At 67.9% G+C, this 25,967-nt stretch carries 19 protein-coding genes; all 19 read right to left on the bottom strand.

Translation table 11 applies throughout. The features are described from left to right. Positions 1-601: 601 nt before the first annotated feature. Positions 602-814 carry a hypothetical protein gene (locus AB0389_RS09460; protein ID WP_366394741.1) on the bottom strand — a complete coding sequence of 71 codons (213 nt, stop codon included), beginning with the start codon at positions 812-814 and terminating at the stop codon, positions 602-604. After that, positions 811-1,251 (bottom strand): hypothetical protein, encoded by a 441-nt coding sequence (locus tag AB0389_RS09465; protein ID WP_366394742.1) that lies wholly within the window; start codon positions 1,249-1,251, stop codon positions 811-813. Before AB0389_RS09465 ends, AB0389_RS09460 begins: the two co-directional genes overlap by 4 nt. Positions 1,252-1,270: 19 nt before the next feature. After that, complete coding sequence (locus AB0389_RS09470) at positions 1,271-1,699, bottom strand: hypothetical protein (protein ID WP_366394743.1); 429 nt, start codon at positions 1,697-1,699, stop codon at positions 1,271-1,273. Continuing rightward, a complete protein-coding gene (locus AB0389_RS09475; protein ID WP_366394744.1) occupies positions 1,696-1,923 on the bottom strand; it encodes a hypothetical protein in 228 nt (75 codons plus the stop codon). Before AB0389_RS09475 ends, AB0389_RS09470 begins: the two co-directional genes overlap by 4 nt. Then, positions 1,920-3,179, bottom strand: a complete 1,260-nt coding sequence (locus tag AB0389_RS09480; protein ID WP_366394745.1) for an ISAs1 family transposase — start codon at positions 3,177-3,179, stop codon at positions 1,920-1,922. Before AB0389_RS09480 ends, AB0389_RS09475 begins: the two co-directional genes overlap by 4 nt. Before the next feature lie 124 nt (positions 3,180-3,303). Continuing rightward, positions 3,304-3,480 (bottom strand): RHS repeat domain-containing protein, encoded by a 177-nt coding sequence (locus tag AB0389_RS09485; RefSeq protein WP_366394746.1) that lies wholly within the window; start codon positions 3,478-3,480, stop codon positions 3,304-3,306. A 350-nt stretch (positions 3,481-3,830) separates the two neighbouring features. After that, positions 3,831-4,085: a hypothetical protein gene (locus AB0389_RS09490; protein WP_366394747.1), complete on the bottom strand. Its 255-nt coding sequence runs from the start codon at positions 4,083-4,085 to the stop codon at positions 3,831-3,833. Positions 4,086-4,087: 2 nt separating this feature from the next. After that, entirely contained in the window at positions 4,088-10,384 is a 6,297-nt protein-coding gene (locus AB0389_RS09495) for an RHS repeat-associated core domain-containing protein (RefSeq protein ID WP_366394748.1), read from the bottom strand. A 204-nt stretch (positions 10,385-10,588) separates the two neighbouring features. Continuing rightward, positions 10,589-14,818 carry a LamG-like jellyroll fold domain-containing protein gene (locus AB0389_RS09500; protein WP_366394750.1) on the bottom strand — a complete coding sequence of 1,410 codons (4,230 nt, stop codon included), beginning with the start codon at positions 14,816-14,818 and terminating at the stop codon, positions 10,589-10,591. A 299-nt stretch (positions 14,819-15,117) separates the two neighbouring features. Continuing rightward, entirely contained in the window at positions 15,118-16,557 is a 1,440-nt protein-coding gene (locus AB0389_RS09505; protein WP_366394752.1) for an NF041680 family putative transposase, read from the bottom strand. A gap of 126 nt (positions 16,558-16,683) precedes the next feature. Further along, on the bottom strand, positions 16,684-17,607 hold the full coding sequence (locus AB0389_RS09510; RefSeq protein ID WP_366394753.1) for an HEXXH motif-containing putative peptide modification protein: 924 nt from the start codon (positions 17,605-17,607) through the stop codon (positions 16,684-16,686). A gap of 94 nt (positions 17,608-17,701) precedes the next feature. After that, positions 17,702-17,881, bottom strand: coding sequence for a hypothetical protein (locus AB0389_RS09515; RefSeq protein ID WP_366394754.1), 180 nt, complete (start codon positions 17,879-17,881; stop codon positions 17,702-17,704). 96 nt (positions 17,882-17,977) lie between these two features. Further along, positions 17,978-18,694 (bottom strand): 2OG-Fe(II) oxygenase, encoded by a 717-nt coding sequence (locus tag AB0389_RS09520; protein ID WP_366394755.1) that lies wholly within the window; start codon positions 18,692-18,694, stop codon positions 17,978-17,980. Continuing rightward, complete coding sequence (locus AB0389_RS09525) at positions 18,691-20,640, bottom strand: SPASM domain-containing protein (protein WP_366394756.1); 1,950 nt, start codon at positions 20,638-20,640, stop codon at positions 18,691-18,693. The genes AB0389_RS09520 and AB0389_RS09525 overlap by 4 nt, the downstream gene beginning before the upstream one ends. A 65-nt stretch (positions 20,641-20,705) precedes the next feature. Continuing rightward, entirely contained in the window at positions 20,706-21,308 is a 603-nt protein-coding gene (locus AB0389_RS09530; protein WP_366394757.1) for a hypothetical protein, read from the bottom strand. After that, entirely contained in the window at positions 21,305-21,973 is a 669-nt protein-coding gene (locus tag AB0389_RS09535) for a thymidylate kinase (protein ID WP_366394758.1), read from the bottom strand. The genes AB0389_RS09530 and AB0389_RS09535 overlap by 4 nt, the downstream gene beginning before the upstream one ends. Positions 21,974-21,976: 3 nt before the next feature. Beyond that, complete coding sequence (locus AB0389_RS09540; protein ID WP_366394759.1) at positions 21,977-22,744, bottom strand: hypothetical protein; 768 nt, start codon at positions 22,742-22,744, stop codon at positions 21,977-21,979. Positions 22,745-22,979: 235 nt separating this feature from the next. Then, positions 22,980-24,383, bottom strand: a complete 1,404-nt coding sequence (locus tag AB0389_RS09545; protein WP_366394760.1) for a glutamine synthetase family protein — start codon at positions 24,381-24,383, stop codon at positions 22,980-22,982. Beyond that, entirely contained in the window at positions 24,380-25,813 is a 1,434-nt protein-coding gene (locus AB0389_RS09550; protein WP_366394920.1) for an amino acid permease, read from the bottom strand. Before AB0389_RS09550 ends, AB0389_RS09545 begins: the two co-directional genes overlap by 4 nt. Positions 25,814-25,967 lie beyond the last annotated feature (154 nt).

The raw sequence follows: 25,967 nt of genomic DNA on the forward strand, positions 1-25,967 counted from the left end.
TCCCAGAGTTCATCAGGAACCAGACGCTTCGACAGATCAGCACCCACGACAGACATCATGCCGTACGAACCCTCAAGCCACGTGAGACACCCTCTTAAGGTCCCCAGGCTCCTGTCAAGAAGGCGGCGGGGGCCAGCGCCAAGTGGCAAGCGCCATGGTTTGTCCAGGTCCGTCAGGCTGCAGGAGCCGACCTATCGGCGCCGGGACGCCCGGTATGCCCCCGGTTGACAAGCGGGCCAACGCCTTAAGTACGCGGCATTGGCCATTGTCTGCTCCCCGCCCGCGCGGGGATGGTCCCCGGTCCGGGCTCGCGCACAGGTCACGGACGATCTGCTCCCCGCCCGCGCGGGGATGGTCCCCGGTCCGGGCTCGCGCACAGGTCACGGACGATCTGCTCCCCGCCCGCGCGGGGATGGTCCCGCACAGAGACCAAATGGCGACCTGGCCAGCCCCAAGACACGTCGCCTACTCCCGCTCCTGCAAAAGAAGATGGAGCACAGTCACAACGGCTGCGCCCACGAGGACTGCCGTACCCAAAGAAGGGTGTTTCAGAGCGACGTAAGCACTCAGGGCCCCAACAAGGATGAGGACGACCACTCGGTCAGTCATGAAGGCCGCTCAAGGTGCTTGGGCTTTTACCGAACGGCGGGCCGGACGGGGCCTGCCCCAACTCGTACAGCACGGTGTACGGCAGCGCCGCGCCGGTCGGCTGGGACGCGGCGACGGGGATCGTGCCGTAACCGCAAGAGCGGCCCGTGGCCACCACGATCATCGCCTGTGCGGCCAGGGCTACTTGGCGCCCCGAGACCGTCACTCTCCGGCCCCTTCCGCGATCCGTCGCGCCCCGTCGAGGAACAGCGGCCGGATGTCCTCCAGCGCCGGCGCGACGTGCGGGTAGGGGCGCTGGTTGTAGCGGCGGCCGAGCGAGTCCGTACCGACGAACCCGTACTCCAGCCTTCTGGCCTGCGGCTTGTCGGTGGTGACCAGGCCCGTCACCGTCGCCCCCGAAATCTGCACCGAGTGCGTCCAGCTCCGCCGGTACTCCCCCGTCGGAGCATTCGGCCCAGGACGTCCGGAGGCATGCGCCTTGATCCGGGTCTCCAGCAGCATCGCGTAATGACGGACGGCGGCAATCGCCTGCGGCAACGCGGCAGCCGCACGCCGGTCGAAGGCAGCGGCGATCGGCCCGGCGTTGCTGTAGGCCCCGGCGTCAGTAGGTGTGTTGTGGCGGCGATTCGGCGGTGACGGCATCAGCGGACTCCCATCCGGCTCAGTCCCCGCGCGCCCACTCCATCAGCAGCTTCAGCATTCCCCGCGTGAGTTCGTGCGGCTGCCCGTCCAGTAGATCATGGCGAGCCAGCACCGCCTGCTCCAACTGCCGTGCGTCGATGGCCTCCAGAAACGCGACGGCCGCCGGGCCGGAGTCGGGCGGCTCGCCAACGGCGACCCGAGCCACCCCTTCAAACGCGGCACCCGCTGTCCCGGCCAGATGCAACACCACCTGCGGCCCTTCACCCACGACCTGCTGAACGAAGTACGCGGTCACGTCCCGCGAGACGTCCACGCCGTCCAGCTCGACGAGCGCCATCCGCCCGCGCGGCACGATCCGCACCCGATACAAGTCCTGGCCCAAACCCGCGCCCGGGTCCGCATCCGCATCCGCATCCGCATCCGACGGCTGGTCGGCGAACGCCGTCACAGCGAGCCCACACTCCCCGCCTGCTCGTCCAGCCGCGTCACCCGCACAAGCTCCCACGTCGACGCCTGCGTACGCGCCTCGCAGTACCAGGTGCGATCAGCAACCACCGCCACCGCCCGGTCCCCCGGCTCCGCCACCCGCGCGGACAACGGTGTCAGGAACTGGTACCAAGCGGCCGACTCCCCAGGGCCCCGGGGAGAGTCGCGTTCGTCCGGTTTGATCATGGGATTCCGTGGAGGGTGAGGGCGGCTTCGGGGTGGGTGTGGGCGCGTCGGCCGCTGGCGGTGTTGGTCCAGCCGTTGCGGTGCAGGGCGGCGCGGGCCAGGTCGCGCAGGGCGCTCATGACGGCCGGGGTGTGGTGGCGGCGGACCTGGCTGGTGTCCTCGGCGAAGGTGACGTCCTTGGTCCAGTGGACGGTGTTCTCGATGATCCAGTGGCCGCGGGCCCAGGCCGCGAGTTCGGCGGCGGACGCCTGGTGGGCGGGCAGGTCGGTGACGGCGTAGACCGTCTCGGTGGTCCATTTCTTCGCGCCGATGCGGCGGCGTTTGCGGTGGATGCGCACGACCTGGCGGGCGTGCGGGAAGAGAAGTCCGTCCACGGACACCACCTTCACCTCCCGGACCTCCTCGCGGCCGTGTCCCCGGTCACGGGAACGGTCCAGGACCGGTGCCTGCGCCCAGGGCGGCGACTTCAACTGCCGTGCCAGGGAGGGCTGGTTGTTCTTCACGGACAGCAGGTAGTGCGCTTTTCGGTCCTCGACGAGGTAGCGGGCGTGATCCTTCTGGGCGTGCAGAGCGTCGACCGTGACCACTGCATCGGCCAGGTCCTGGTCGTCGATGGTGTCCAGGAGCGGTGCGAACTCGGGGATCTCGTTCGTTTTCGCGCCGATCTCACGCAGGGCCGCGGTCAGCGCGTCATCGTGACGGACGGCGGTCAGTACGAACACCCGGCTGCCGTCGGCGCGGACGGCTCCGCGCAGGCACTTGCCGTCCACCGCGAACGCGCGGCGACGCCGGCGTTGATCCTGCCCGCGCGCGGCGGCCCGGTGGGCGCGGCGCTGCTCGCGCTCCGCAATACCGTCCGGGCTCAGCGGCCCCACCATGGCCGGTGTCAGAACGGTGAGGCGGGCGAATCCGGCCGATGTGAGGGCGCCGGGGTCGACCCGGGCGAAGATGTCCCGCAAGGTCCGCTCTCCCGGCGCCCGGAAGCGGCCGGCGAACGGATCGAAGGGACAGCCCAGCCGGGCCAGTATCGCCTGATCACAGCGGCGGGCCCACTCGGCTATCGCGACCAGGGAGTTGTGACCGGCCGCCGTCATCGCGCACACCCCGATCGCCGGCAGCGTGGACAACTGGTAGCGCACTCCCCGTGGATCCCGGGGATCGGGCACCCCGGCCAGCGCCTGCAACAGACCGGCCGGAGACACATTCCCGGTCTGGCCGACGGACGAGGAGGGTGCCGTGCCGACGGACACGGACATGAGGGAGGATGGAGCGACGAGCACGGCAGCCTTGCTGATCTGAGAGCGTAGAGAACTCCATGATCCACAAGAGCCGTGCTCGCCTCATGTCCGGCCACCGGTGATCAACCGGCCAAACCGGGACCTACGGAACTCTCCCCGGGGCCCTGTTGTCGGGGTCGACCGCTTCGGTCTGCCGGCCGAGCTGGTCGTACGAGTAGCTCCAGACGCTCTTCGACGGGCCGGTCACCTTCTCCAGCTCACCGCGGGGCGTGTAGTCGTAGGAAGTCGTGTCATACGCGGCCGTCGCCGCCCTCGCCACGGTCAGGGAGGCTGCCGCGAACGGAGCCCGGCGCTATGGCACGACCTCGGCTGTGGCTGCACCTTCCGCGAAAAAACCTCCGCGCAGCCCGCGTCTGTCACCGTCCTTGACGAGTCCCAGAACTACCCCCACTCGGGGCCCTGTGGGCACCCGTCAGCTGCCCTGCCCGAAGGAGACACTTTCGGGGCAGGGTTCGATGACTGACGCTCGGATCTACGTAAGCGCAATGTCTCGGCGCACGGATAGCACGTGTGCGCGGCGCCCATGAAGCCCAGCCCAAATGCGGATCGCCCGCTATGCCGCTATTCGCAGCATTCCGGGCGATCCGGGGAAACCCTCAGCACATTAGATCACTCATACATCCTAGCTGCCATGATCATGCGTGCCACCAAGTTCCAGTCAGGCTGATTCGGCACTGACTCGCCCCGATTAGCGAATACCCCAGGCATGTCATGCAGCCAGGCTGCCAGAGCCTCCAAGAACTCTTCAAGCGAGGTATTTTCCCAGCCGGGTCCGCCTCGCGAGAGATCCGCAAGAGCTTCCCCCAGGAACCCGACCAGATCATCGCGAGTTCTAACGGCGTCGAGCCGATCGACGAGGTCCATCACTATTCCCCTCTCACTCTGATCGATACTCCATCATTCTTAGTTGAAAACTTGTCGCCCCTTACGATTTCCCTGTTCACCTCGTCGGACGTCGCCCTCCTGAATCGAATATCCACGCCGGCCTCCCGGAAAGCGTGCAGCCTACGATTGTCGAGTGAGTAAATTTTCCCATTTCTCTCGAACACTCGAATCGGTGGCACGTCGCCTGCTTTCAATTTCCCCGACTTTAGATCGTCAATTGTGTTTTGAACAGTCCTCCCGTCACTGTATTTACCTTTTATGCTGTCCTGTGTGAATCGCACACCCTTGGGTGAGATCGTACCCTGGGCAGGCAACCCCGCCCGGAGGCCAGGCATGGGTCCAGGGCGCCCAATTAGCGGGCCGGGGACGATGGGGACCATGCCGAGCCGCGGAAGGTTATCGGGGTCCTCGCAAGGGTACCCAATATTACAGATCGGCCCTTCGATAGCCTTTCTTATGAACTCCCGAAACCCCATCTTGGGTTGCGGCCCGTAGAGCGCCTCCCCCCGCAACAAAACCTGTATGGGTTCATTTGGTGCGTGTTGCGGTGGCTGCTTGACATAACTTATACCCCCCGCTCCATTATTGTCCGGATTGCATACGTAGCAAACAGTATCGCCCGAATTAGACTTTTTAGGCGCTTCAGTGACCGGCTTGGTTTTCGCCGGCTTGGTTCCTTTTCCGGGAACGCCGTTGTGGCAGCCTGTGTACTCACCCGTGTGACACTCCGGCACGCCCAGGCCGCTGGGGTCGGAGAGTTTCAGGGGGTTCTGGGCGCCGTAGCTGTAGGCGTTGAAAGTCTGCGGGATGTTGCCCTGGAACAGCGGGTCGACGGAGAGGAAGCGGCCGGTGGTGGGATCGTATTCGCGGGCGCCGAGGTGGGTGAGGCCGGTGGCCTTGGTGTCGTCGGTGCCGCCTACGAAGCCCTTGGTGCCGGGCCAGTTCTGCGGGGTCTCGCCGCGGATCGCGCCGAAGGGGAGGGTGCGGCGCTGAGTCAGGGCGAGGGTGGCCGCGTTGATGGCGAGTTGGCCGGTGCCGTGGTGATCCGCGATGGTGAAGGAGACCGAGCGGTCGTCGCTCACGACCGCGCTCTGGCCACCGCCCAGGTCGACGTAGCGGGTCGCCTTGGCCTTGGTCGCGTCCTTGGCGAGGGTGACTTCGGTGTGGCCGAGGTAGAGGGTCGTTTCGGTGGCGGTGCGGCCGATGAGGCGGTTGCCGTCGGCGTCGTAGAGGTATTCGGTGGTCTTGCTGCCCTCGGTGACCTTGGCCAGGTGGCCTTCCGCGTCCCAGTCGAGCTTCTGACCCGGGCGGGTGATGGTGTCGCCCGCCTCGTTGTACTCGTAAGCGTCCGTACTGGTGCCCGCGGGGCCGGTGGTGGTGACGGAGGTCAGCGAGTGGGCCTTCGGCTTGCCGGCTCCGGGGTAGGCGTAGGTTCGCTGGATGTCCTGCCCGGCGCCCCCGCCGGTGGCGTGCTGGGTTTCCGCCGTCCGGTTGCTGGCCTTGTCGTAGGCGTAGGAGTGCCAGTACGGGGCGGGGCCGGCGATCTTGTCGGTGGCCGGGGCGGTGGCGCAGGTGGTGGTGGACTGGGTCCACGCCTCGGTCAGCCGGCCGAGGTAGTCGTACGTGAAGCACTGGTTGTCGGTGCCGGTGCGGGAGACATCGGCCATGGACAGGACGTTGCCGGCGTCGTCGTAGCCGTAGGTGACATGGCGGTCGACGCCGGGCTGGTTGTAGCGGTCGACACGGGTCGTGGCGAGCCGCTGCGTGCCCCACTCGTAGGTGTTGCCCACGTAGGTCTGGTTGTTGCCGCCGCTGGACGGACTCAGCGTGTACATCATGGGCTTGCCGGTGTGCGAGTACTGGACCGTCGCGTTCGCTCCTTCACCGAATACGCGTGTCGGCCGGAGGGTCTCGCTCTCGAAACTGTAGTTGAACGCACCGCCGGGCTGGGAGCCCGCCGGGCTGAAGCTGATTCCGCCTACCAGACCGGACGTCAGGTAGGTCGTACCGGTCTGGTAGGTGCCCCTCAGCGCGGTGCTTTCGCTGTCGGGGATGACGACGGAGGTCGTGGTGGGGCGGTAGCGCCGGTCATAACTCACGACACCGGCGATGTACTCCTTGCCGTTCACCACCCGGATCGACTTGGCGAGTTGCCCCTTGGCGCCGGAGACCGAGTCGTACTCCCACTTGGCACGTATCGTGCCGGTCGCAGAGCCCTCGCGCAGTGCGGTCCTGCGCCCGAGGTTGTCGTAGATGTTGTGGAGCTGGATCTTGCGGGCGCCCTCGGTGTACGTCAGCTGTCCGCGGTCGTCGTAGTAGCTTTTGGTCGTTCCCTTGTCGGGGTCGACCGCTTCGGTCTGCCGGCCGAGCTGGTCGTACGTGTAGCTCCAGACGCTCTTCGACGGGCCGGTCACCTTCTCCAGCTCACCGCGGGGCGTGTAGTCGTAGGAGGTCGTGTCGTACGAGGCGGTCGCCTTGCGCTCGTGGTGCTGGAGGAGCGCCGTGGTCTGACCGCGGGCGTCGGTGACGGTGGTGGTGGCGGTGCCGCCCACCGGCGGGATGACGGTGGTGCGGTCGCCGCCGTAGAGGGTGGTGGTGAGGTTGAACACCCTGCCGCCGTCGCCGTTGCCCGCGACGTTGCGGATCTCGGTGGGACGTCCCAGCCCGTCGAACGTGGTGCGGGTCTGGGTCTCGAGCGACAGCGCGTTCTCCGGCTTGAACAGCGCGGCGGACGGCTTGCCCGTCGTGTAGTACGGAGCGAAGGTCTTGGCCGCCAGGCCGCGCTCGTCGTAGAAGATGTCCGCCAGGAGGCTGCCGCCCTCGGGGCCCGGAACCTGGCTCTGGCGCTCACGGAGGAAGCCGTCGTAGAGGGCGTACGAAGTGATCTGACCGCCCTCGTTGTTCAGGATCTTGGTCGAGACCGCCGTGGGCTTGCCGTCCTCGATGAGGTAGGCGAACTGGTAGTTGGGGAGCTGGGTGTTGCGCCGGTCCGCGAGCCAGATCTTGGTCGTACGGCCGAGCGCGTCATACGCGCTCTCCGTGACGTTGCCGTTGGTGTCGGTCTCCTTGACCGGCAGACCGCGGATACCGACGTCCTGGGTGGTGGTCTGCACCGTCGACGCGACGCCGGCGGTGGCAGGCGGTGATGTGGTCTTGAGCTGGGTGAGGAGTCCGGTGGCCGGGGTGTAGACCGTCGTGCTGGTCCGGCCGTCGGCGCGAGCGGTGCGTACCGGGGCCTTGTCACCGTCCACGGTGACGTTGGCTGTCAGATCGGTGCTGGTCAGCGCGCGGCCGTAGCTGTCGTAGGTGGCGCCCGTCTCAAGGTAGGTGGCCTTGGTTCCGGTGTGTTCCTTCAGCGTCGCGGTGGCCGTGACATCGCCCTTGGCGGGCGCCACTCCATAGGCCCCACCGTCGTAGGCCGTGCGGACATCGGAGAGGACGTCCTTCGCACGGTCGACAGTGGCGGCGCACGACTTCACGACCGTTTCGACGCGCGAGGTGGCTTCCAGGAAGACCGAGTCGGAGGCGTAGGTGGTGCGGGTGCACTGGTTGTCGGCTGCGATGCTGTCGTCGCCGAAGTCGTCGGCCTGAATGACGCGGCCGGCCACAGTGTCGTACTTGGTGGCGGCCGAGGTCGTGCGCCACTTGGCGCCGGCCCCGTCATCGAGGGAGGTCCAGCTCCTGCTGCTGGAAGTGCCGGTGAAGTTGGCGGTCACCGTGCCCCAGTCACGTACCTTCTTCGCCGTCTCGTGGTACCAGGGCCGGCTGACCGACTTGCCGAGGACCTTGCCGCCGGGCTTGTCGAAGGTGACCGACTTGTATCCGAAGCCGGCCGCCGACTCGTGATCGGTGATGGGGTCGCCCTCGCCGTCTCCGAGGGAGACGGACACGGACTTCGTACCGCCGCTGCCGGCCTTGCGGTCACCGTCCATCCCGCGCAGGAAGTACGAGTCCTGCTGGGACTTCATGGCGTCGGCGCCGCCCTGGCCACCGCTCTGGACGCGGACCTGGCCGTAACCGCGCCACTGGGACCAGGTCCGGCTCTTCTCCTTGGCGAAACCGTCGTCGTCGTCGAAGTGCCACGCGCCGCCACCGAGATACTGGTAGCGGGTGACCGCGTCGGGCGCACCGCCGGTGCGGTCCGTCGTAGTGACGGACGTGACGACGTACTTGTTGAACCAGTTCAGTTCGGGGTCGCTCGAACTGTCGCCACCGATGTACTGGGGGAAGCAGCGTGTGGTGTTCGTCTGCGGCGTCGGCAGCGCGTTCCAGTCGCAGTCCGGCGCGGAGTAGTTGGCATCGATCTGGCCGCCCGCCTCGTCGGCGACGCTGGAGAGGCGCGCCTTGATGAAGGGCGCGTAGCCGTCGCCGGTCTTGTCGAGCCGGTTCTGTAGTTGCGTGTAGGTGAGAGTCGTCTTCGGAAGGGTGACAACCGGGCTGGCTGACTCGCCCGTGCGCTGAACGCTGTCGAGCAGCAGCTGGTAGTCGACGTCGGCCATACCCCAGCGGTGGGCGAGCTTCCAGCTGTCGACCTTGGCGTAAGTGCCGTCGGTCTTGAGCGTCTGGGTGGTGACATCGGTCAGGCGCTTGCGCGTCCAGAAGGAGGGCGAGAGTCGGCCCTTGTCACACTTCGCGCCGGACTTGCAGTTCAGGTCCCAGGGCGTGTCGTACCAGTAGGACGCCTTGTCGTCAATGGTCGACTCGGCGCAGGTCACCCCAGTTACCGGGAGGCAGCGTTCGGTGCTGGAGAAAACGACCTGGGCCAGCGGCTTGTCCGTGAACATCCGGGCCTTGTTCAGGCCGTAGTCGATGCGCTTGAGGTAGCCGCCACGCGTGTAGGTGGTGTTGTCGTCGGCCTTGAGGTTGCGGCCGTAGTTGTTGGCTTCCTTGGTGTAGTGGTACGCGATGGCGTTGCCGTGCGGGTCGACGACGTAGTCGAGGTTCCAGCGCCATGCCTGCTGGCACCAGGAGTCCTTGAAGGCCGCCGCGTTGCAGGGCTCGCCCGTGTTGTTGCCGAAGACGGGAACGGTCCAGGTGGAGTCGGTGGTCTCCTTGCCCGTCGCCCAGCCGGGGAGCCGGTTGTAGCCGAAGTAGTACTCGGTGCCGCTCGGCGTGATCAGACGCCAGTACTCTCCGTCGTTGTCGCCGTTGCTCCGGTCCGTGGACTTCAGGCGCGTGATCCGCGTCCCGTCGTCCTGCTTGAGCTTGAACTCGTTCGTACTGACCGGGACGAGTTCTCCGCCCTTGCCGTTGAAGCTGAGGAACGCGTTGTCGTAGGCCCAGCACAGGTCGCCGGGCTTGTTGCCGTCCGCGTTCTTCTCGCCGTCATCGGCACACGGCTTGTAGCGGCGCTCGATGGAACCGGGCCACATCTCGAAACCGTCGCCCACCCACGACGCCTGATTGTTGGTGCCCCCGGTGCGTCCGTCGATCGTGCCGGACGAGTACGAAAGGCCGACGTTCGGCGTGAGGCTCCCTGGGACATCCGGGACCGGCATGTCGTACGACCAGCCGAAGTCCCCCGTGTTCAGGCTCGTGTCCCACGAGGCCGACGGAGACAGAGAGGTGGCCCTGTAGTCGCCCTTCTCGCCCTCCGCAGCAGCGGCTACGGCCAGTACCGTCGCCGAACCGGCCTGCAGAGCAACCGACTTCGCCGTCAGCGTCTGCGACGTCGCATCGTTGGTCACGGCCACGGGCGTCGACGTACGGCAGCTGTCCTTCGCCGGGGTCGTCAGCGCGCAGGCCGGCAGTTCGACCAGACCGATGCGGGAGGCGTACGAGCCGCCGAAGGCATCGGCGAAGTCCGCGTAATCCACACTCAGTGCGACGGTCCCCGAATCAGCCGCCGCAGTCGCGGTCGTGCCCTTGGCATCCGTCTGGGCCGTCGGCTTCTTCGCCTCAAGAGTGAAGAGCAGGCCGTTCACCCCGGCACGTGCTGCCTGCTTCCGGTCGAGCACCCGGGTCTCGACACCGGACGGCACGTTTCCGCCCCGCTTCGTCCGCGCCCCGGCGATACCGATCGGTGTGCCCTTGGCCTTGGCAAAGCGTTTCGCACCAGTGGCCTCAGCGCCCGGAACGGTGACCGTCCGCGTGACGGCGTCGGGCCACGATGCCCTGGGCGCCCGTACGGGACCACTCGGATCCTTGGACGTCGCACGAGGAACGCTCTTGCCGCCGTACGTACCGGCGACCGGCTTGTCCGGTTGGGCCATGACCGGAGGCTTGTACTCCTGCGCCACAGCGGGTGCGGCGGCACTCTGCAGAATGGTGCCGACCATCACAGCCGACAAAATCAGGGAAGTTCTCCGGAGCAGCACTCCGGGGAAGTGAGCGAAGCGGGGTCTCATATGGAGTATCCATCGCTACGGGCGCCGACTGCCGGTGGGCAGCGATGGCGCGGACTGGGATGAAAGAAGAAGAGAGGACGGAAGGGGGCTACGGAGCCGTGTCCGGGTTCATGAGCCGGACACGGCTGCCGGACGCTAGTCGCCTTCTGGAACCTCGGTTGGAAGGCCGAACCGCGCGGTGGCCAGCCTCTGTACCTGACCGTCGCTCAGTGCGCCCTGGAAGGCCCATACGTCGTCAATCGAGCCGGCGAAGTACTCGCCCCACTTGCCCGCCGTCTTCGCCCGTCCGACCTGGAGAGACTTGCTTGCCTTGAACGTCAGTACGTCGTCGGCCCACGAAATGAGGTCCTCACAGGCGGCGTCATCCGTATCGCCATCGCCATCGCCGCACGCGATCTCCTGGAGCGTGCCGTTGACATACAACCGGGCTTCCTTCGCGAAGCCGTCGTAGACGACCGCGAGATGGTTCCAGTCACGCACGTCGAAGAACTCGGTGTTGCTGACCGGTTGCACCGATGTCTTCGTGGCGTCGGTGTCCGGAAGTGCGAGCTGCCAGCGTCCGAGGCCGTTGGGATCTTTCGCGTCCGGTACGAAGCGGACGTTGAACGCGCTCTGGCTCTCACCCTCACCGCTCACCGCGGCTACTGAACGCGCGGGGGTTGCCGCGCCCTGGGCCCACGCAGTGACCGTGAAGCTGAGACCGGTGTCGATGGGCATGGTGCTGGTGCCCGCGGAACCGTTGATCCCGTCCAGCTCCAGACCGTAGAAATCGACCCATCCGGCACCGCGCTTCGCGCCTCCGGACAGAGTCATGGCGTTCCTCTGGTTGGAGAGATCGGGGGTGGTCACCGTTGATGTGCCGTTGGTCTCCTCGAAGTTCCACCGGCCCTTGAGCACCGCCCGCTGCTTGAACAACTGCTGCGCCTCCGCGTCGCCGATCACCCGGTCGTAGACACGAATGTCGTCGATCTGCCCGGGCAGGTACTGGCTGACACTGCCACTACCGGTCGTCAGCGCACCGGCCTGCACCGATCCGCCCGCGTACCACGGACTCGACTGGGCGACACTGCCGACCTTGGCGCCATTCACGTAGAGCGTCAGGGTGTCGGCGGTGGGGTCGTGCACACCGACCAGATGCACCCAGTCCCCCGGCCGGGGATCCGGCGCCGTATCGGGCTGCAGCACCCGGACCTGGCTGGAGTCCGCAGTGTCCGTCACGTACTGCATGAAGCCCCACCGCTTGAACGTCCCGGAGTAGTAGAGCTGGAAGCCCGGCCGGTTGGAACCCATCTGAGCGACGACTGTGGCGGCCTGCCCGGGAATCCTGTCCAGCTTGGCCCACGCCGACACCGCGAAGGGCCGCTGTGTGTCCACATGCGGTGCTGCCGTACGGGCATAGCCATTACCGCCCAGCGTCAACGAGTTGCCGGCCATGCCGGGGTCGCCGAGCTTCGCGTCCCCGATCAGCGAGAGGGGCTGCGCGTCCGCGTACCCGACGACTTCTGTGGCACCGGGCGCCTCGTCCAGCGAGAAGATCGTACGGGCGGTACGGCCGTTGCCGATCGACTCCTGTCGGAAGAGGTTGCCGACCTCCGTGGCAGAGACGGGCTTGTCGAACAGCCTCAGATCATCGATGGTGCCGGGGAAGAAATTCTTCACCGTGCCGCTCAGTTCAGTGGCTCCGATCCGCAGGCCGCGACGCGCGTCCCAAGCCGTGGAGTACGGAGTCTGGCCGACCAATTTCCCGTCGATATAGAGCTGAAGCTCCTTGGCGCCTCCGGAGTAGACCCCCACCAGATGCGTCCACTTGTTCACAGACACACCACCGGCGGCGGGCGCCATGGCTCGTGCGATGGAAGCACCGGACGTGTCGGACGTGTACTGGTTGAACACCCAGCGGTCGTATCCCTGCGAGTAATACAGCTCAAAACCGGGCGAGTTGTTGCCCGGCTGAGCCGCGATCACTGCGGCGCCGTTCGGCAGCCGGTCGAGCTTCACCCACGCCGACACACTGAAGCCGTTGGATGTGTTGACCGTCGGAATGTCCGCCGCCGCGTACCCACTGGTGCCGTCCAGGCCGAGAGCCGTGCCGGACTTGCCGGCAGCCCCCAGCGTCGTCCCACCATTCAGGGTGGCGACACGGGCACCCGAAGTACCTGCTGCTTCCTTGGCGTCGGCCTGCTCATCCATTTGCCACATCGCACGTTCCGGCTGGCCGACCTTGACTCGATACCAGTACGGAGTGGTATCGCTGGCATTGCCAGCAGCGTCGAACGACTGGGCCATAATGTAGTTCAGTCCCGGCTTGGACGGCAGCAGTTGAAGGGTCCTCGCCGCGCCCGCACTGGTTGTCACAGTGTTCTTCGACGTGGGGTCACCGTTGATCCCGTACCAGTACTTGACAGCAGTATTGTCCGACGCCTTCAGCGTGAAAGCTCCGTACTTGCCCATACCGTCGAGCCACGGCGCCTCCGCGTCTGAGGGATCAGAGCTCGGATAGTCTACCGAGCTGATCGTTGGCCCCTTGGGGGCGCTGGTGTCGTAAACGAAGTAACAGCCGGTCGGAGTACCCGCCGTCGACCACGGCGAGTACTGCGTCCCGTCGTAGGAGCGTGCGTACCAATGCACCATTTTGTTCGCCGGGATGGAGGACGGCAGACTTATTGAGAAGCTGGAACCAGACGGCTTCGACGTGGTGAGCGACGGAGTCCAGTGAGCCACCGGATCCTTATCCCCGTCGGCCTTCCAGGCGGCCCGGAACTGCACAGCCACGTTGTCCTTGTCGGGGTCGGTCACATTGATCGCCCGGATTATCCCCAGAGACCGAACCCGGGCAGCTGCATCCGGCTTCTTACACGTCCCGCCGGAATCCATCATCAGCTGCGACATCTTGATCTGCGGCGGCGGCTGGTTGTACTTGACGCGAAGGGAAGCCTGGCTCGAGAAGCGTTTCCAGGCGTAGCCATCCGATTCGCTGGCGGCCTGCAATCCGAACGTCATCGTGGACAGTTTGTCGTTCGCGGCATCCTGAACAGCCGCCTTCACGTCAAACTCCGCGTCCTTCGCGGCACAGCCGTTGAAGCCGTAGGCGAACGACTTCGAGGCCAGCTGCTTCGTCCAAAAACCGGAAGCGTTCTGCGAGTTCCAGGTGGTCGACGACGAGATGTCCTTCGTACGCCACAGCTCGACGCTCCGAGCGGAACAGGAAGCCGACCACGTATTGGGCACCGTGAACTCGGCGCTCAGGATGGTCTTCCCCGCGAACTTCGATGTGGGGATCCGGTAGAAGAGACGCTTGGTGTCGTTCGGCTGGCAGTAGGACCAGTTGCAGTAGCCCATTCCCGCGTCCGAGTCACCGTTGAACTTCCACTGCGGCGATGAGGCCCAGTACTTCGAGGCCATCGTCCACGCCGATGCGCGCGGCGTGTACCAGATCGGGTCGATGAACACCGGATACACCGTGTCCTTGCCCGCCAGCACATCCGCGTCCGGCTTCAGCACCAGCGCGTCACCGCTCGCCGGCAACTCCACACCCACAGGCGCCAACTTGCCGGACTCCCCGGCCCCCGGCTCCCTGGTGTCGGCCTCGGCCTCCGCGACCCCGGCTTCCGCAGCCGCCGCCCGCAACCGAGCAGGGTTCGCCACCGCTCCCGACGGCGTACTGGAATCCCACATCATCGGCTTGGGCGCCTCGAACACCGCACCCTGCGCCCCGTGGTCAACGGCCTCCAGGCCGCCCTCGGCCGTCTCCTGTACGTTCACGCCCTCAGTGGCGAGGTCCAGGCGCAGCGCGGCGAGCTTCTCGCTCGCCGCCGCCTCCGCCGACTTGACCACCAGCAGCTGGGTGAAGCCGTCCTCCTGGGCACCCATCCGCAGGTCGACCCCCGGAAGGACCTCCCGGTACGTAGCCGTGGCATCGGCGAGCTCCGGCGTGGGCAGTGGGCCGGGCCAGGACAGCGCTACCTCGCGCCCCGCCTTCTCCATCCGCACCAGGGGTCCATTGCCGCCCCCGGAGAACCGGATTCCGACCGTGCTCACCTTGGGGGCAACGGTTCCGTCCGCGGCCTTGGCCAGGTCGGTGTCGATCGGCTTCCACTCACCGTCCACCCGGGCCCGCACGGGACGGAGATACTCTCGCGCCTCCAGCGAGCCGTCCGGCTGGGCGTACACGTCACTGTGCTCGCCACGGAGCGAGCTGATCTCAACCGGCTTGCCGGTACGTTTCGCCTCGGCGAGCGCATCGGCCGTCGTGGCCTGAGCCGTATCACCCTCGGACGCTTGAGCCGCCTTCGGCTCCCGCACCGGCTGCTGCGCGACCGCAGGCAGAGCCGTACCTGGAACGAGCCCCACCGCCAGCGCGGACACAAGCCCACACACCAGACCGCTGACGGCCAACCGTCGAACACGACGTCTCTTCACGGAGACATCGCGAATCCCCCGCACCCCACCCATGGACCCGCCCCAACCTCACAGGAAACACACAACTCCGCAGAGTCAAGATCCATCGCACAGGGTTGTCAATGGTGATCATCATCACGCATTGGGAGGGTGTGAATACAGTAAGCGAAAGGGTAACGGAATCGCAAAGATTCACATACCGCGAATAAGGGACGGAGGAGGCGACCGCAACTGGCCCACAAGTGCCCATTGCCTCAACTTGATCTTTAAGCCTCCTCCTCGGCTCCGCCACGTCGGAGCCTGTCCACTTTTTTCTGTTTCTTGCCGACTGGGTGGCGGGGTGCGGGGGTGGAGGTGCGGCCCTTGGGGCGGCCGGGCCCGGGGTGGGTGGCTTTCGGCGTGCTGGCTGGAGTGCCCAGGGTCCGCCGGATGCGGGGATAGCCGCGGCGGACGCGGCCGGGGGTGAGTTGATCCGGTGTCAGGGGCTTCTCCCAGGGGCGTCGCAGGTCCTCGGCCAGGGGCCGGGTGAGGCGGAGCTGGGTGTAGGCGGCGAGGATCAGCCACACCCACCGGTCGGCCTGTTCGGGGTTACGCAGGCGGGGGCGGGTCAGGCCGAGGGTCTGCTTGAAGAAGCGGAATGTGTGTTCGATGTCGAATCTTCTGAGGAAGATCCGCCAGAGGCGGTTGACGTCGTGGGCGGTGGCGTCCGGGTCGCCGTGCCACAGCCACAGCGGCTTGGGGTCGCGGTTGCCGGGCAGGTACTCGACGGCCAGATGGACCAACGCCCCCTCGACGAGGGGCAGTTCGCCTTCGTGGTCGGCCCAGGAACCACGGCGGTCCGGCTTGGGGTGCATCTGACCCCAGCAGCGGGCGAGGACCTCGCCGAAGCGGTCGTGGATGCCGGTCGACTCCTGGACCGGGGCCGGATGGGTGGCGGGGTCGGCGAGGCGGAACTCCGCTCCGTGGCGGGGCGGGCGCCCGGGGTTGGTTCCGCGGCGCTTGCCGGCCGGTGCGTACATCACCCGGTCCGCGCGGATCCGCCCCAGCAGCCGTACCGGCTCCTCGCGCAGTAGCCAGGTCAGACGAACCAGGTCGTAGCCGGAGTCCATGACGAACAGGACCGGCGGGTCGCCCGGTTGCCATTGCCCGGCCCCTTCCAGGCGGGCGTGCAGCTCACGGATCTGGGCCGCGGTGACCTCGGTGGGGTCGTCCTCGGGGCCCAGTCGCACCGCGTCGAGCGGGCCGGTCCACGAGGAGCGGCCACCACCGAGGGCGGCGGCGATCTGGTAGGGCCAGCCGGGGATGGTCTGGCGCACGCCGTCGCAACGGCACGGGCGGTGGCAGTGCAGGCGTTCGGGCGAGCACTCGGCGTCCGGCCGGGGCCAGGGCGTGACGTCCAGCGCGATGGACAGCTGCCGGTCCGCCCCACGCGGCAGCTCCAAGCCCGCCAGCGCCACGCGGAGGCGGGACACGTTGATGTGGCCCCGGGCCAGTGCGTCGTACATCGCCCCGTGCCCGCGCCGGTGCACCGCCTCCAACGTCAGCTCCGGCAGCGAGACCACCGGCCCGTCGGCGCACAGCACCGCGTCCGTCAGCTCGAACAGGGCATCCCCTCGCAGGGTCAGGCACTCGTAGAACTCGCGGCGGAACCGGGACAACCCGGTCAGGGACTCGACGCGCGCAGCGTCGTCTTGCAGACTGTCCATCACGGCCTTTGGGTTGATCGACTGTCGACTTCAGCGAGAAGACACGATCACGCAAAGGCCGCCCAACTGTCAGGCGAACGACGAACCCCACCAAGAAGATGATCTTGGTGGGGTTTAAAGCCAAGCTCAACGCAGTCGAGTGAGAGGGGCCGCACGGTAGACGGCATTCAGCCGGGCCCGAAGGTCCTCATTGTCGATGAGCCTCAGGGCCCGGTCGAAGTCGCGGCCCGTGCGCGTGAGGTGTTCGCGTTGCTGGCGGAGGTGGTCCGTCAGGACGGTGCGGGTGTTGCCCGATGCGTTGGGCAGCGCGCGGGCCGCGTAGATGGCGGTCAGTGGGAATGCGAAGCAGGCGTGGAGGAAGCCGAAGGCCGGGCGGTTCGTGGCGCGCCAAGGCGAGTGGAACATCGCGTCGTCGGGGATGGTGATCTTCAGGGCGGTGAACGCGTCGTTGAGCCAGTTGTGGGCGGCCTCGTGGACGATCTCCCGGCCGAGGGCGACGGGGTCGCCGGTGTGGTCGGTGAAGACCGTTCCGGGCAGGCTGGTGATGGTGAAGTTGCGCAGGATCTGATCGGGGCGGCGGCGGCCCGTCAGGACGACCACCGGCGCGTGCGAGCCTGTCAGGGTGCCCAGTCCGGCTGTCGCTGTGTGGGCGAAGGCCGTGGCGGCCAGGTCCTCGAGCGCGGCGTCGGCGCGGGGCGTGTTCGGGCCGAGGACGTAGTACGGGGTCTCGGACCGTAACGAGCGGATCATCCGGTCCGGGGGCGGCGCCAGGATGATGCGGGGGCCGAGCGCCGTTGGTGTGGTCAGGGCGGACCAGTCGCGGCTGGGGCCGGTTCGGTGCCAGTGGAGGGCGGAGGCGGAGGCATCTCTTGCCGCCGTCTCGGCGCCCTCCAGGAGGTGGTGGGCGAGCGCGTAATCCAGTGCGTCGTACGAGGGCGGAGGCGTGGCGCCGGAAGCTCCGGGCTGGAGGACGTCGTGGATGGCTCGGATCCTGGCGGCCCTGTACGTGGTGATCGCTTCGAGGTCGAGGACTGCTGAGAGATCGCTCATGGCGGGACATCCGTTCTGGATGGGGCCCCGGTGCGGGAGGCTGCGTCTTCCGGCACCGGGGCGTGCTGCGTGTTTCATGCAACGGCTGGCCGGATCAGTCGGCGTCGGTCTCCGAGTTGGCCGGCGTACCGGTCTCGGCCGGGTCGGTCCAGGCTTCGGCGGAGACGCTGGAGGTGTGGGCGGAGACGCGGACGGTGGCATTGTCGTCGCGCAGGGTCTCCACCGCGTCGAGGAATTCGTCGTACGGCTCGGTGTCGGTGCTGTTGGTGTCCATGGTGTTGGTCCCTTCCAATGGCGGGCTGTTCGTTGACGTGTCGGGCGGTCGCGGCGCGTGGGGAGGAGGTCCGCGGCTGCGGAGGGTCATGGCGGTTCAGGCCCCCTCGGCGATGAGCCAGCTGATGAACTTGCGCTCGCGGCCGGTCCGTACGGGCTCGGTGCCGTGGGCGAGCTGGGACCCGTAGAGCAGGGCGGTGCCCGGCGGCGGGGTGACGCGCCACCGGGTGCGGGGCATCGTGCGGAACCAGTCGGCCGAGGAGTCGGCGCCGTCGTGAGCCAACGCCATCGGCTGGTGGTAGCCCTCCCCCGGCTTTTCGTTGCTCCACAGAGCCGGGGCACCGGTGGTCTCCACGTAGAAGTCGCCGCCGTCCTCGGCATGTTGGAGGACGACGCTGATGCCGGCTATCTGCCGGGGCCAGAGCCCGGGATCGGGTGCGATGCCGTCGACGTGGGCGGTGATGTGCTGGCCGGGCCCGTACTCGACGTACATCCAGGGGCGGCATGCGGTCAGGGAGGGCATCCCTCGGCGGAGGACGGGCATGGCGCGTTCGGTGGCCGCGGCCAGCAGGGCGGCGGCGGGTTGGGGCAGGTCGTGAATCTCCAGTCGGCCGGCGGGCTCATAGACGGCCATCGCCTGCTCGGGAGTGTGGCCGGGGATGGAGTGGAAGGTGGCGGTGCGGTCGGTGTCGAAACGCTGGGGGCCGCCGAGCGCGATCGCCGCGTCCATGGCGCCGAGGAGGCTACGGGTCTCGCCCGGGGTGAGGAAGCCCTCGACACTGCCGGTGCTCAGGGTCTCGGCGATGTGAATCATCGTGTCTCCGTTGAGGCCGGGGCGGGTACGCCGGTATCGGTGCACCCGCAGTCCGTTGTGGCATTGGTGTGGCGGGCGGCGTGGGTCAGGACGCGGGATGCCTGGTCGAGGTCGGCGAAGTAGTCGTCCCAGGCGCCTTCGACGGCAGGGACGAGGCAGATTTCGAGGACGGGACGCCGTCGGCCGGTCGCGGTGCTGGTGAGATCGGTACGCGCGAGGAACGCCGTCACGGTTCGCGGCAAGTACGGCTCAGCGCGGGCCAGCGCGACGCAAGCGCGGGCCGCCAGGGCGGCGTACTCCGTACGGTCACGGGGCAGCAGGCCGATCCGGAAGACAGCGGGAGGCAGGTCCGCGCCGGTGTAGGCGTGGCCCGCGCAACTGTCGTACGTGACCGCCCTCCAGCCTGCGGTGACCGTTCCGACGAGTGGCCGGACCCGGGGTTCGATGCCCTCGGGCCAGCTCGGGTGAAGCGGGTCGAGATCGTCGGCGGGCTGTTCTCCGGGCAGGCCGGTGGCGTTGATGTTGCCGTGATCGCTGGTGTGCAGCCGGACCGGATCCCGTGCCGCCGCCGGATCGTCCCAGCGGGCGAGGAAGGCGTCGGCGTCGTGCATCTCGTTGGGAACGCGCGGGCGCCAGTGGGCTCGGCGGCAATGGATTCCGGTCGGGTGTTCGGGGGCGGCGAGGAGGGCGGCGATGCCGTCGATGAGACGGATGCGGTGATCGCAGTACGCGTCGTCACTGCCGGTGGCCTGCCGCATGCGCCAGCGTGTGGCAGTGCAGCCGCCACCGCAGACGGTCCGGTACGGGCACGTCGTGCACTTGGCCATCAGGTCCCGGCCGCCGGTCAGCAGGGTGTTGGAGCGCTGGGCGGCGGTCACGTCCGTCTCGTTGGAGGCCGTAGTCAGGGGCAACAGGCGGGCTGCCGGCCACGGCAACTCGTCACAGGAACCCAGACGCCCGTCGGGATAGACGGTGAAGACGTGGGAGCACTTGAGGTTGGAGAAGTGGCAGTGTGCGCTGTCCAGACCGCGCAGGCGGCGGATGGTGGCAACCGCCGGGTCGAGTTTGATGCGGCGGAAGTGCCCGGCGGCGATCCACCGGGCGGTGGCGCCGAGCACGAAGTCGGCGTACTCGGCGGGAGTGACGGCCCAGGCCGGGCCGGTACGGACAGCCCTACGGACGGCGGTACGGGTGCCGGTGACGGCGCGCTGCTGAAGGCGGCGGCTCGTAGGTGTCCGCACGGTGGTGCTGCGCGTGGGGCGCGTGACGGTGGCGTCGAAGGCGGGAACGAGGTTGACGGCCCGCACGGCGGTGAAGGAAGCAAGGTGGTCGATGACTTCCTCCGCCCGGCCGAGGGCGGCGGGGGTGACCGCCGTGACGATGCCGCAGGTACGGCCGCGAGCGGCGAGGAGGTCCAGGGCAGCGGCGATGCGCGGGTAGACAGGGCGGCCGTCGTAGCCCACGCGCCAGGAGTTGCCGGCTCCGTCGCCGTCGAGCGAGATGCCGATGGTGAGCTTGGGGTAGTGCGCGTCGAACAGATCCAGCCATCGCTCGTCCAGCCGAAGGCCGTTGGTCTGGAGTTGTACGCGGGTGACGGCGGGCTGGGCGGCGAGTTCGTCGAGGAGTGCGGCCATCGCGTCCTGTCCGATGGTCAGGGGCTCCCCGCCGTGCAGTTCAACGGCCAGCGGCCGACTGCCGAAGAGACGGCCGAGGTGCCTGACCTGGTCAGGGGTGATCGCGGCGCCGCCGGGGGCTTCCTTCCGCTTTTCGAAGCAGTACAGGCAGTCGATGTCGCAGGTTTCGCCGCGCAGTTTGAGGACTACGGACACGGCGGCCGTGTCGGCGGCCGTGGCTTCCAGGGGCAGCCACAGGGCGTCCAGGTCGGTGGCGCGGAGTTCGGCGGTCGCGGAGGTGGACGTGGAGGTGGTGACGGTGTGCGGCAGCACAGTGCCTCCCTCGTTGCGGAGGAGTCGAGGAGTCGAGGAGTCGAGACGCGGAAGGGCGGAACAGGTCAGGGACGAGCGAGTCGGGCGGCCCGCTCGCGCCACGCCAGCAGGCGGCCGTCGGAGATCGGCACACGGACATCACCTCGGCGCAGGAACCAGCCGTCGCTGTACCGCTGTGGGAGCCAGCCGAAGCCGAACAGTTCCTTGCCGCTCTCAGCAGCGGGCTCGGCGGAGGTCGGCCAGCAGGTCAGAAGGGCGTCAGTAAGGCGTACCTGGGCGGTGGCGAACCACGGAGACCATGAGGAAAGGACAGTCCAGTCGACCGAGGGCAAGGCAGGTACCGGGCAGAAGCCGGTGGTGGAGCCGGTGGTAAAGCCCGTGGTGGAGTGGGCCGCGCGCCCCAAGAGGCTGGGCAGCCACTTCTCGCCCAGCAGCGGCGAGCCGGCCGCGACAGCCTCTGCCGCCGCGAGCGTGAGGGCCAACCGGTCCCGTACAAGATCGGCGTGCGGGTACAGACCCGCCTCTACGAGCCCCACCAGATCCTCCGCCAGGCTCGCCGCCGCTTCGGCGCGGTCCGCCAGCGCCCGTCGCTCGGCTCGGGCGCGGGACAGGGCGCGACGGAGCGGTGAGGCTATGGTCGCCACGGTCTCTTCGGTGTGGACGGTCACTTCTCTCCCGGGTGGATGCGGTCGGGCATCAGTCCGCGCTCGTCCAGCGCGCGCCACGCGGTGTGCAGTACGGTCGCCCGGTCCTGGGCGGCGTTGATCCGTACCACCGGGCCCAGGGCCGGGAAGGCGGCGGGCGCCTCGGTGACGGTCCGGTAGATCTCCCGGACCCTGGCCTGGATCCCCAGCACGTCCCAGTCCGGGCGAGTGGCGTCCCCGGATCGGGCCGCGGCGCGGTCCATCGCCACCTCCGCCGTGATGTCCAGCACCAGCGTCAGATCCGGAACGATCTCCAGGGACTCGGTGAGCCCGGGGTAGGTGTCCTTGGGCGGTACGCCGTGCTTCACGGCGAAGAACGCCAGCTCCGACAGCAGCCACCGGTCCGCGATGACCGGCCGGCCGGGCAGCGAAGGGCCGATCAGCCGCGTGGCTGTCGCGTGCTTGTCGGCGGCCAGAGCAGCCAGATACCGGTCACGATTGCCGCTGCTGGGCTGGTACTTGCCGTCCACCAGGTCTTCAGCGGCTGACGCGTCGAGGAAGTTGGTGGTCAGCACGGCCAACGGCGTGACCCCGTACAGGCCCTCGAAGAGCCGGAACAGGCCCTTGCGCAGGGTGGTTTTCCCCGTTCCGTCCAGACCCTCTACAACGATAAAGGGATAGCGGTTCATCGGTTACTCCACCTGCCCGGCGCCAGTGCCCCCGGCGTACTTCGTGAAACGGCCGCGCCACGGGATCGAGGTGGCCACCAGGTCGACCAGCCGCAGCTCGCCCAGCGCTTCGAGCAACTGCGGCATGCCGCCCTCGGCGACGACGCCGCCGGTGACGGCCCGGCAGTACGCGAGACGCACGCTCTCCTCGGAAAGGCCGGAGGAGTCGGAAGGCGCAGTACGAAGCCTCTGCTGAAGCACGCGAGTCGCGGCGCCCAGGGCAACCGTACGGGTGGCGGTCCGGAGAACATCGAGGCCGACATCGTCAGTGACGGGCTCCAGCGTGAGGTGGTGCACCCCCAGATGACGGATGGTCGCGAAGACGCCCACCCACCAGGCGGAGGCGCCGCACACCGCCGCAACCGCCGCCCGGCACACATCGTCCCGGACTCCGTCGAGCAGGTCGTCGGCAACGCTGTCGCCGGTAGCCGCCAACGGGCTGTTCGGCCCGGACGTCGTACCGTATCGGGCCGGAAGGTCGAGCCACGCCGTCAAACCGGCGCCGACGGCCACACCGCGCGCCGGCGCATCGGACAGCGCCTCGGGACGGGCGGCCAGCGCGCTCGCGCTCGTCTCGGCGAACAGCTGGACGCCGGACGGCGCACCGTCCGCGACTTCCCTCCACTGCGCCAGATGCAGCATGAGGCGCTGAACGTGCAAGCCGTCCGCCAGCGCCTCCCAGGCGTCGTGTAAGGACGGTGGCGCAATTCCGCCGATGGAACGGTGGGTCACGAGGTCTTCCTCTCCATGGTGTGGATGGCAGCGTAACGACGCGCGCAGCGTCGGTATCGGGGCTCCAGACGCAGGTCAGCGGCCCGGTTCACGGACGGAGATATCCCCACATGAACCCCGTGGTCACGGGGCACTTCCAGGTGGTCACTCACATGAGTCTCCAGAAAATGTGATCAAGGTTGAATCCCGGCGCGGAGTCAGCGCGGAGTCGGCGCGGAGTCGGCGCCCCGAGGCATCAGGCCGTGGCAAACCCCCGGTGGAGGTCGAGATCCGTGACGGCCGTGCGGTGCGCGGTGATCTCCTGCCAGGCGGCATGGGCGTAGTGCTCGGCCACAGCGGGGGTGAGCAGGTCGGCGGCGAGAGAGGTGATGCCGAAATCGGCGAGGGCTTCGTCCAGCGTTCGGGCAACCGGTGGTGCCAAGGTGTCCTGGAACGCGTTGCCAATGGTGGGTGGGCCGAGTCCGAGGGTGTGGTCAAGACCGTGCTGGGCGGCGGCGAGGACAGCGGCGAGCGCGAGGTACGGGTTGGCGTCGGCTCCCGGGAGGCGGATCTCCAGGTGGAGGGCGTCGCCACGGCCGATGACCCGTACGGCGCAGGTGCGGTTGTCGCGCCCCCAGGTGAAGTTGGCCGGGGCGAAGGTTCCGGGGACGAAGCGCTTGTAGGAGTTGGCGGTGGGGGCGTACAGCGGGGTGAAGTGCGGCAGCGCGTCGAGGAGTCCCGCGATGACGTGGCGCGCCGCGTCGGGCATCCGGCCCTCTCTCTCCGCGAACATCGGTGTGCCGCCGTGTCGGAGCGAGAGGTGGAGGTGGCAGCCGCTGCCGACACCGGTCGCGGGCGCGGCCATGAAGGTCGGCGCGAGGCCGGCCTGTTCGCCGATGGTGCGTGCGGCGTGTTTGAGGAGCAGATGAGTGTCGGCCGCCGAGAGCGGATCGCCGTACGGGAAGGTGACCTCGACCTGTCCGGGGGCTCCCTCGGTCTTGATCGCCTCGATCGGCCGCCCGGCTCCGGCGAGGCCCTTCTGGAGGTCTCGCAGGAAGGCGTCCATCGTCAGGGGGTGGTCGAGCGCGTAGTCCAGGTTGGCGGTCGCCGTCGGCCTGATCTCGCGGTAGCCGGTCTTCTGGGCGTGGGCGTAGCTGCCGGCGTACAGGACGAACTCGGTCTCCAGCCCCACCTGCGCGGTGATGCCGCGAGCGGAGAGCTGGTCGAGTTGCCGGCGCAGGACCTGGCGCGGGGATACGTCGACGGGCTGTCCGTCGTGCGAGTAGGCGTCGGCGTAGACGAGGGCGGTGCGCGGCATCCAGGGCAGCAGGTGGACGGTATGCGGGGCGGGGCGCAGGCTCACGTCTCCGTATCCGCTGTCCCAGGAGGTCAGGGCGTAGCCGTCCACCGGGCGCATGTCGATGTCGGTGGCGAAGACGTAAGCGCACATCTCGGCGCCCCCGCCGGGGACGACGCGGTCGAGGAAGTGGCGGGCGTCGTACCGTTTGCCCTTCAGCCGCCCCTGCATGTCGGGTACGGCCAGCAGCACGGCGGTGACGGAGCCGCGCTCCACGAGAAGGCGCAACTGGTCGAACCCGGTGGCCCGCTGTACGACACCGATGGCCGGCGGGGTGGCGGCATGGGGGGAGATGCGGGTCATACGACGTCCTGCGCCATCTGCGCGCGCTCGGTCGCCGTGCCGTAGGCGCCGTGGGCGGGTATGCCGTAGTGGCGGTGTCCTCGTACGGCCCACAGGACGGCGGCCAGGACAAGGACCGCGAGCAGGGCCAGCGGGGCGTAGTTGAAACTGTCGACGGTGACGGGGCTGACCTGCGGCAGGCAGAACAGCACGGTGACGCACCCGACCCACACCACCGCCGTCCACCCGACCGGTCTGCTCCAGCGGCCGAGGCTCCACGGGCCGGGTTCGAAGCGGTTCCCGGCCCGCAGCTTCAGATAGACCGGGATGGCGTACGCGGGGGTGATCCCGATGACGTTGATCGAGGTGATCGCGGAGTAGGCGGTCGTCGAGTACAGCGAGGGCAGGGCGAGGACGAAGGGAACGGCGACAGCGAGCCAGACCGCCGGGACCGGAGTCTTCGTCCGCACGCTCAGGCGTCGCCAGGTGCGGGAGAAGGGCAGGGCGCCGTCCCGGGAGAACGCGAAGATCATCCGTGACGCCGAGGCGAGCCCGGCGTTCGCGCAGAAGAGCTGGGCCGTGATCACGACCAGGAGCAGGAGCTTGGCCGCTGTGGGCCCCAGGGCGTCGAGGAAGATCTGCGCGGGCGGGACACCGGTCGCGCTGCCCACAGTGCCGGCGTAGTCCTGGATCGCGAACAGCATCCCCGCGAGCAGGATGAACCCGACGATCCACGACCAGAAGATGCTGCGGACGATCCCGCGGGCGGCGCTGACCTGGGCTTGTGTCGTCTCCTCCGAGAGGTGTGCCGAGGCGTCGTATCCGCTGAAGGTGTACTGGGCCAGGAGCAGCCCCAGCAGGCCCACATAGAGGGGGCTGTTCCAGCCGGTGCCGTTCACGAACTCGGTGAAGACGAAGCTGGGCGACTGATGGTGGGTGGGCACCAGGACGAGGGCCCCGACGATCACCGCGACACCCGCGAGATGCCACCACACACTGATCGAGTTCAGCACACTGACCACCCGCACACCGAAGAGATTCAGTGTGGCGAGCAGCAGCAGGATGACCGCGAAGATGCCCAGGGTTCTCCCCGGTGTGGGCGTGACGCCCCACTGGAGGTTGAGCAGGGCGCCGGTGAACAGCGCGGTTCCGTAGCAGCCGCCGGCCATCCCGCCCAGGAGGCCGAGGAGGTTGAACCAGCCGGTGACGTAGCCCCAGCGGGGTCCGCCGAGCTTGCTGGCCATGAAGTACAGGGCCCCGGAGACGGGGTAGGCGGAGGTGACCTCGGCGAGCGCGGCGCCGACGACCAGCACCATCAGGCCCACGAAGACCCAGCCCCACAACATGACGGCCGGACCGCCGGTGGTCAGCCCGAAGCCGAAGAGAGTCATGCACCCGGACAGGACGGAGATGATGGAGAAGCTGAGCGCGAAGTTACCGAACGGCCCCATTCGGCGCGCCAGTTCGGGCTGGTAGCCGAGCCGTCGCAGCGTCGCCTCGTCATCAGACAGCAAGGAGTTGTTGGGGGATCTTACGGGGGACAACGGACGTACCTCCAGAAGAAAAGAACAGAAAGTTCAAAGCGGGTGGCACATCGGATTGGAA

The organism is Streptomyces sp. NPDC093109 (genome assembly GCF_040701725.1).
Lineage (GTDB): Bacteria > Actinomycetota > Actinomycetes > Streptomycetales > Streptomycetaceae > Streptomyces.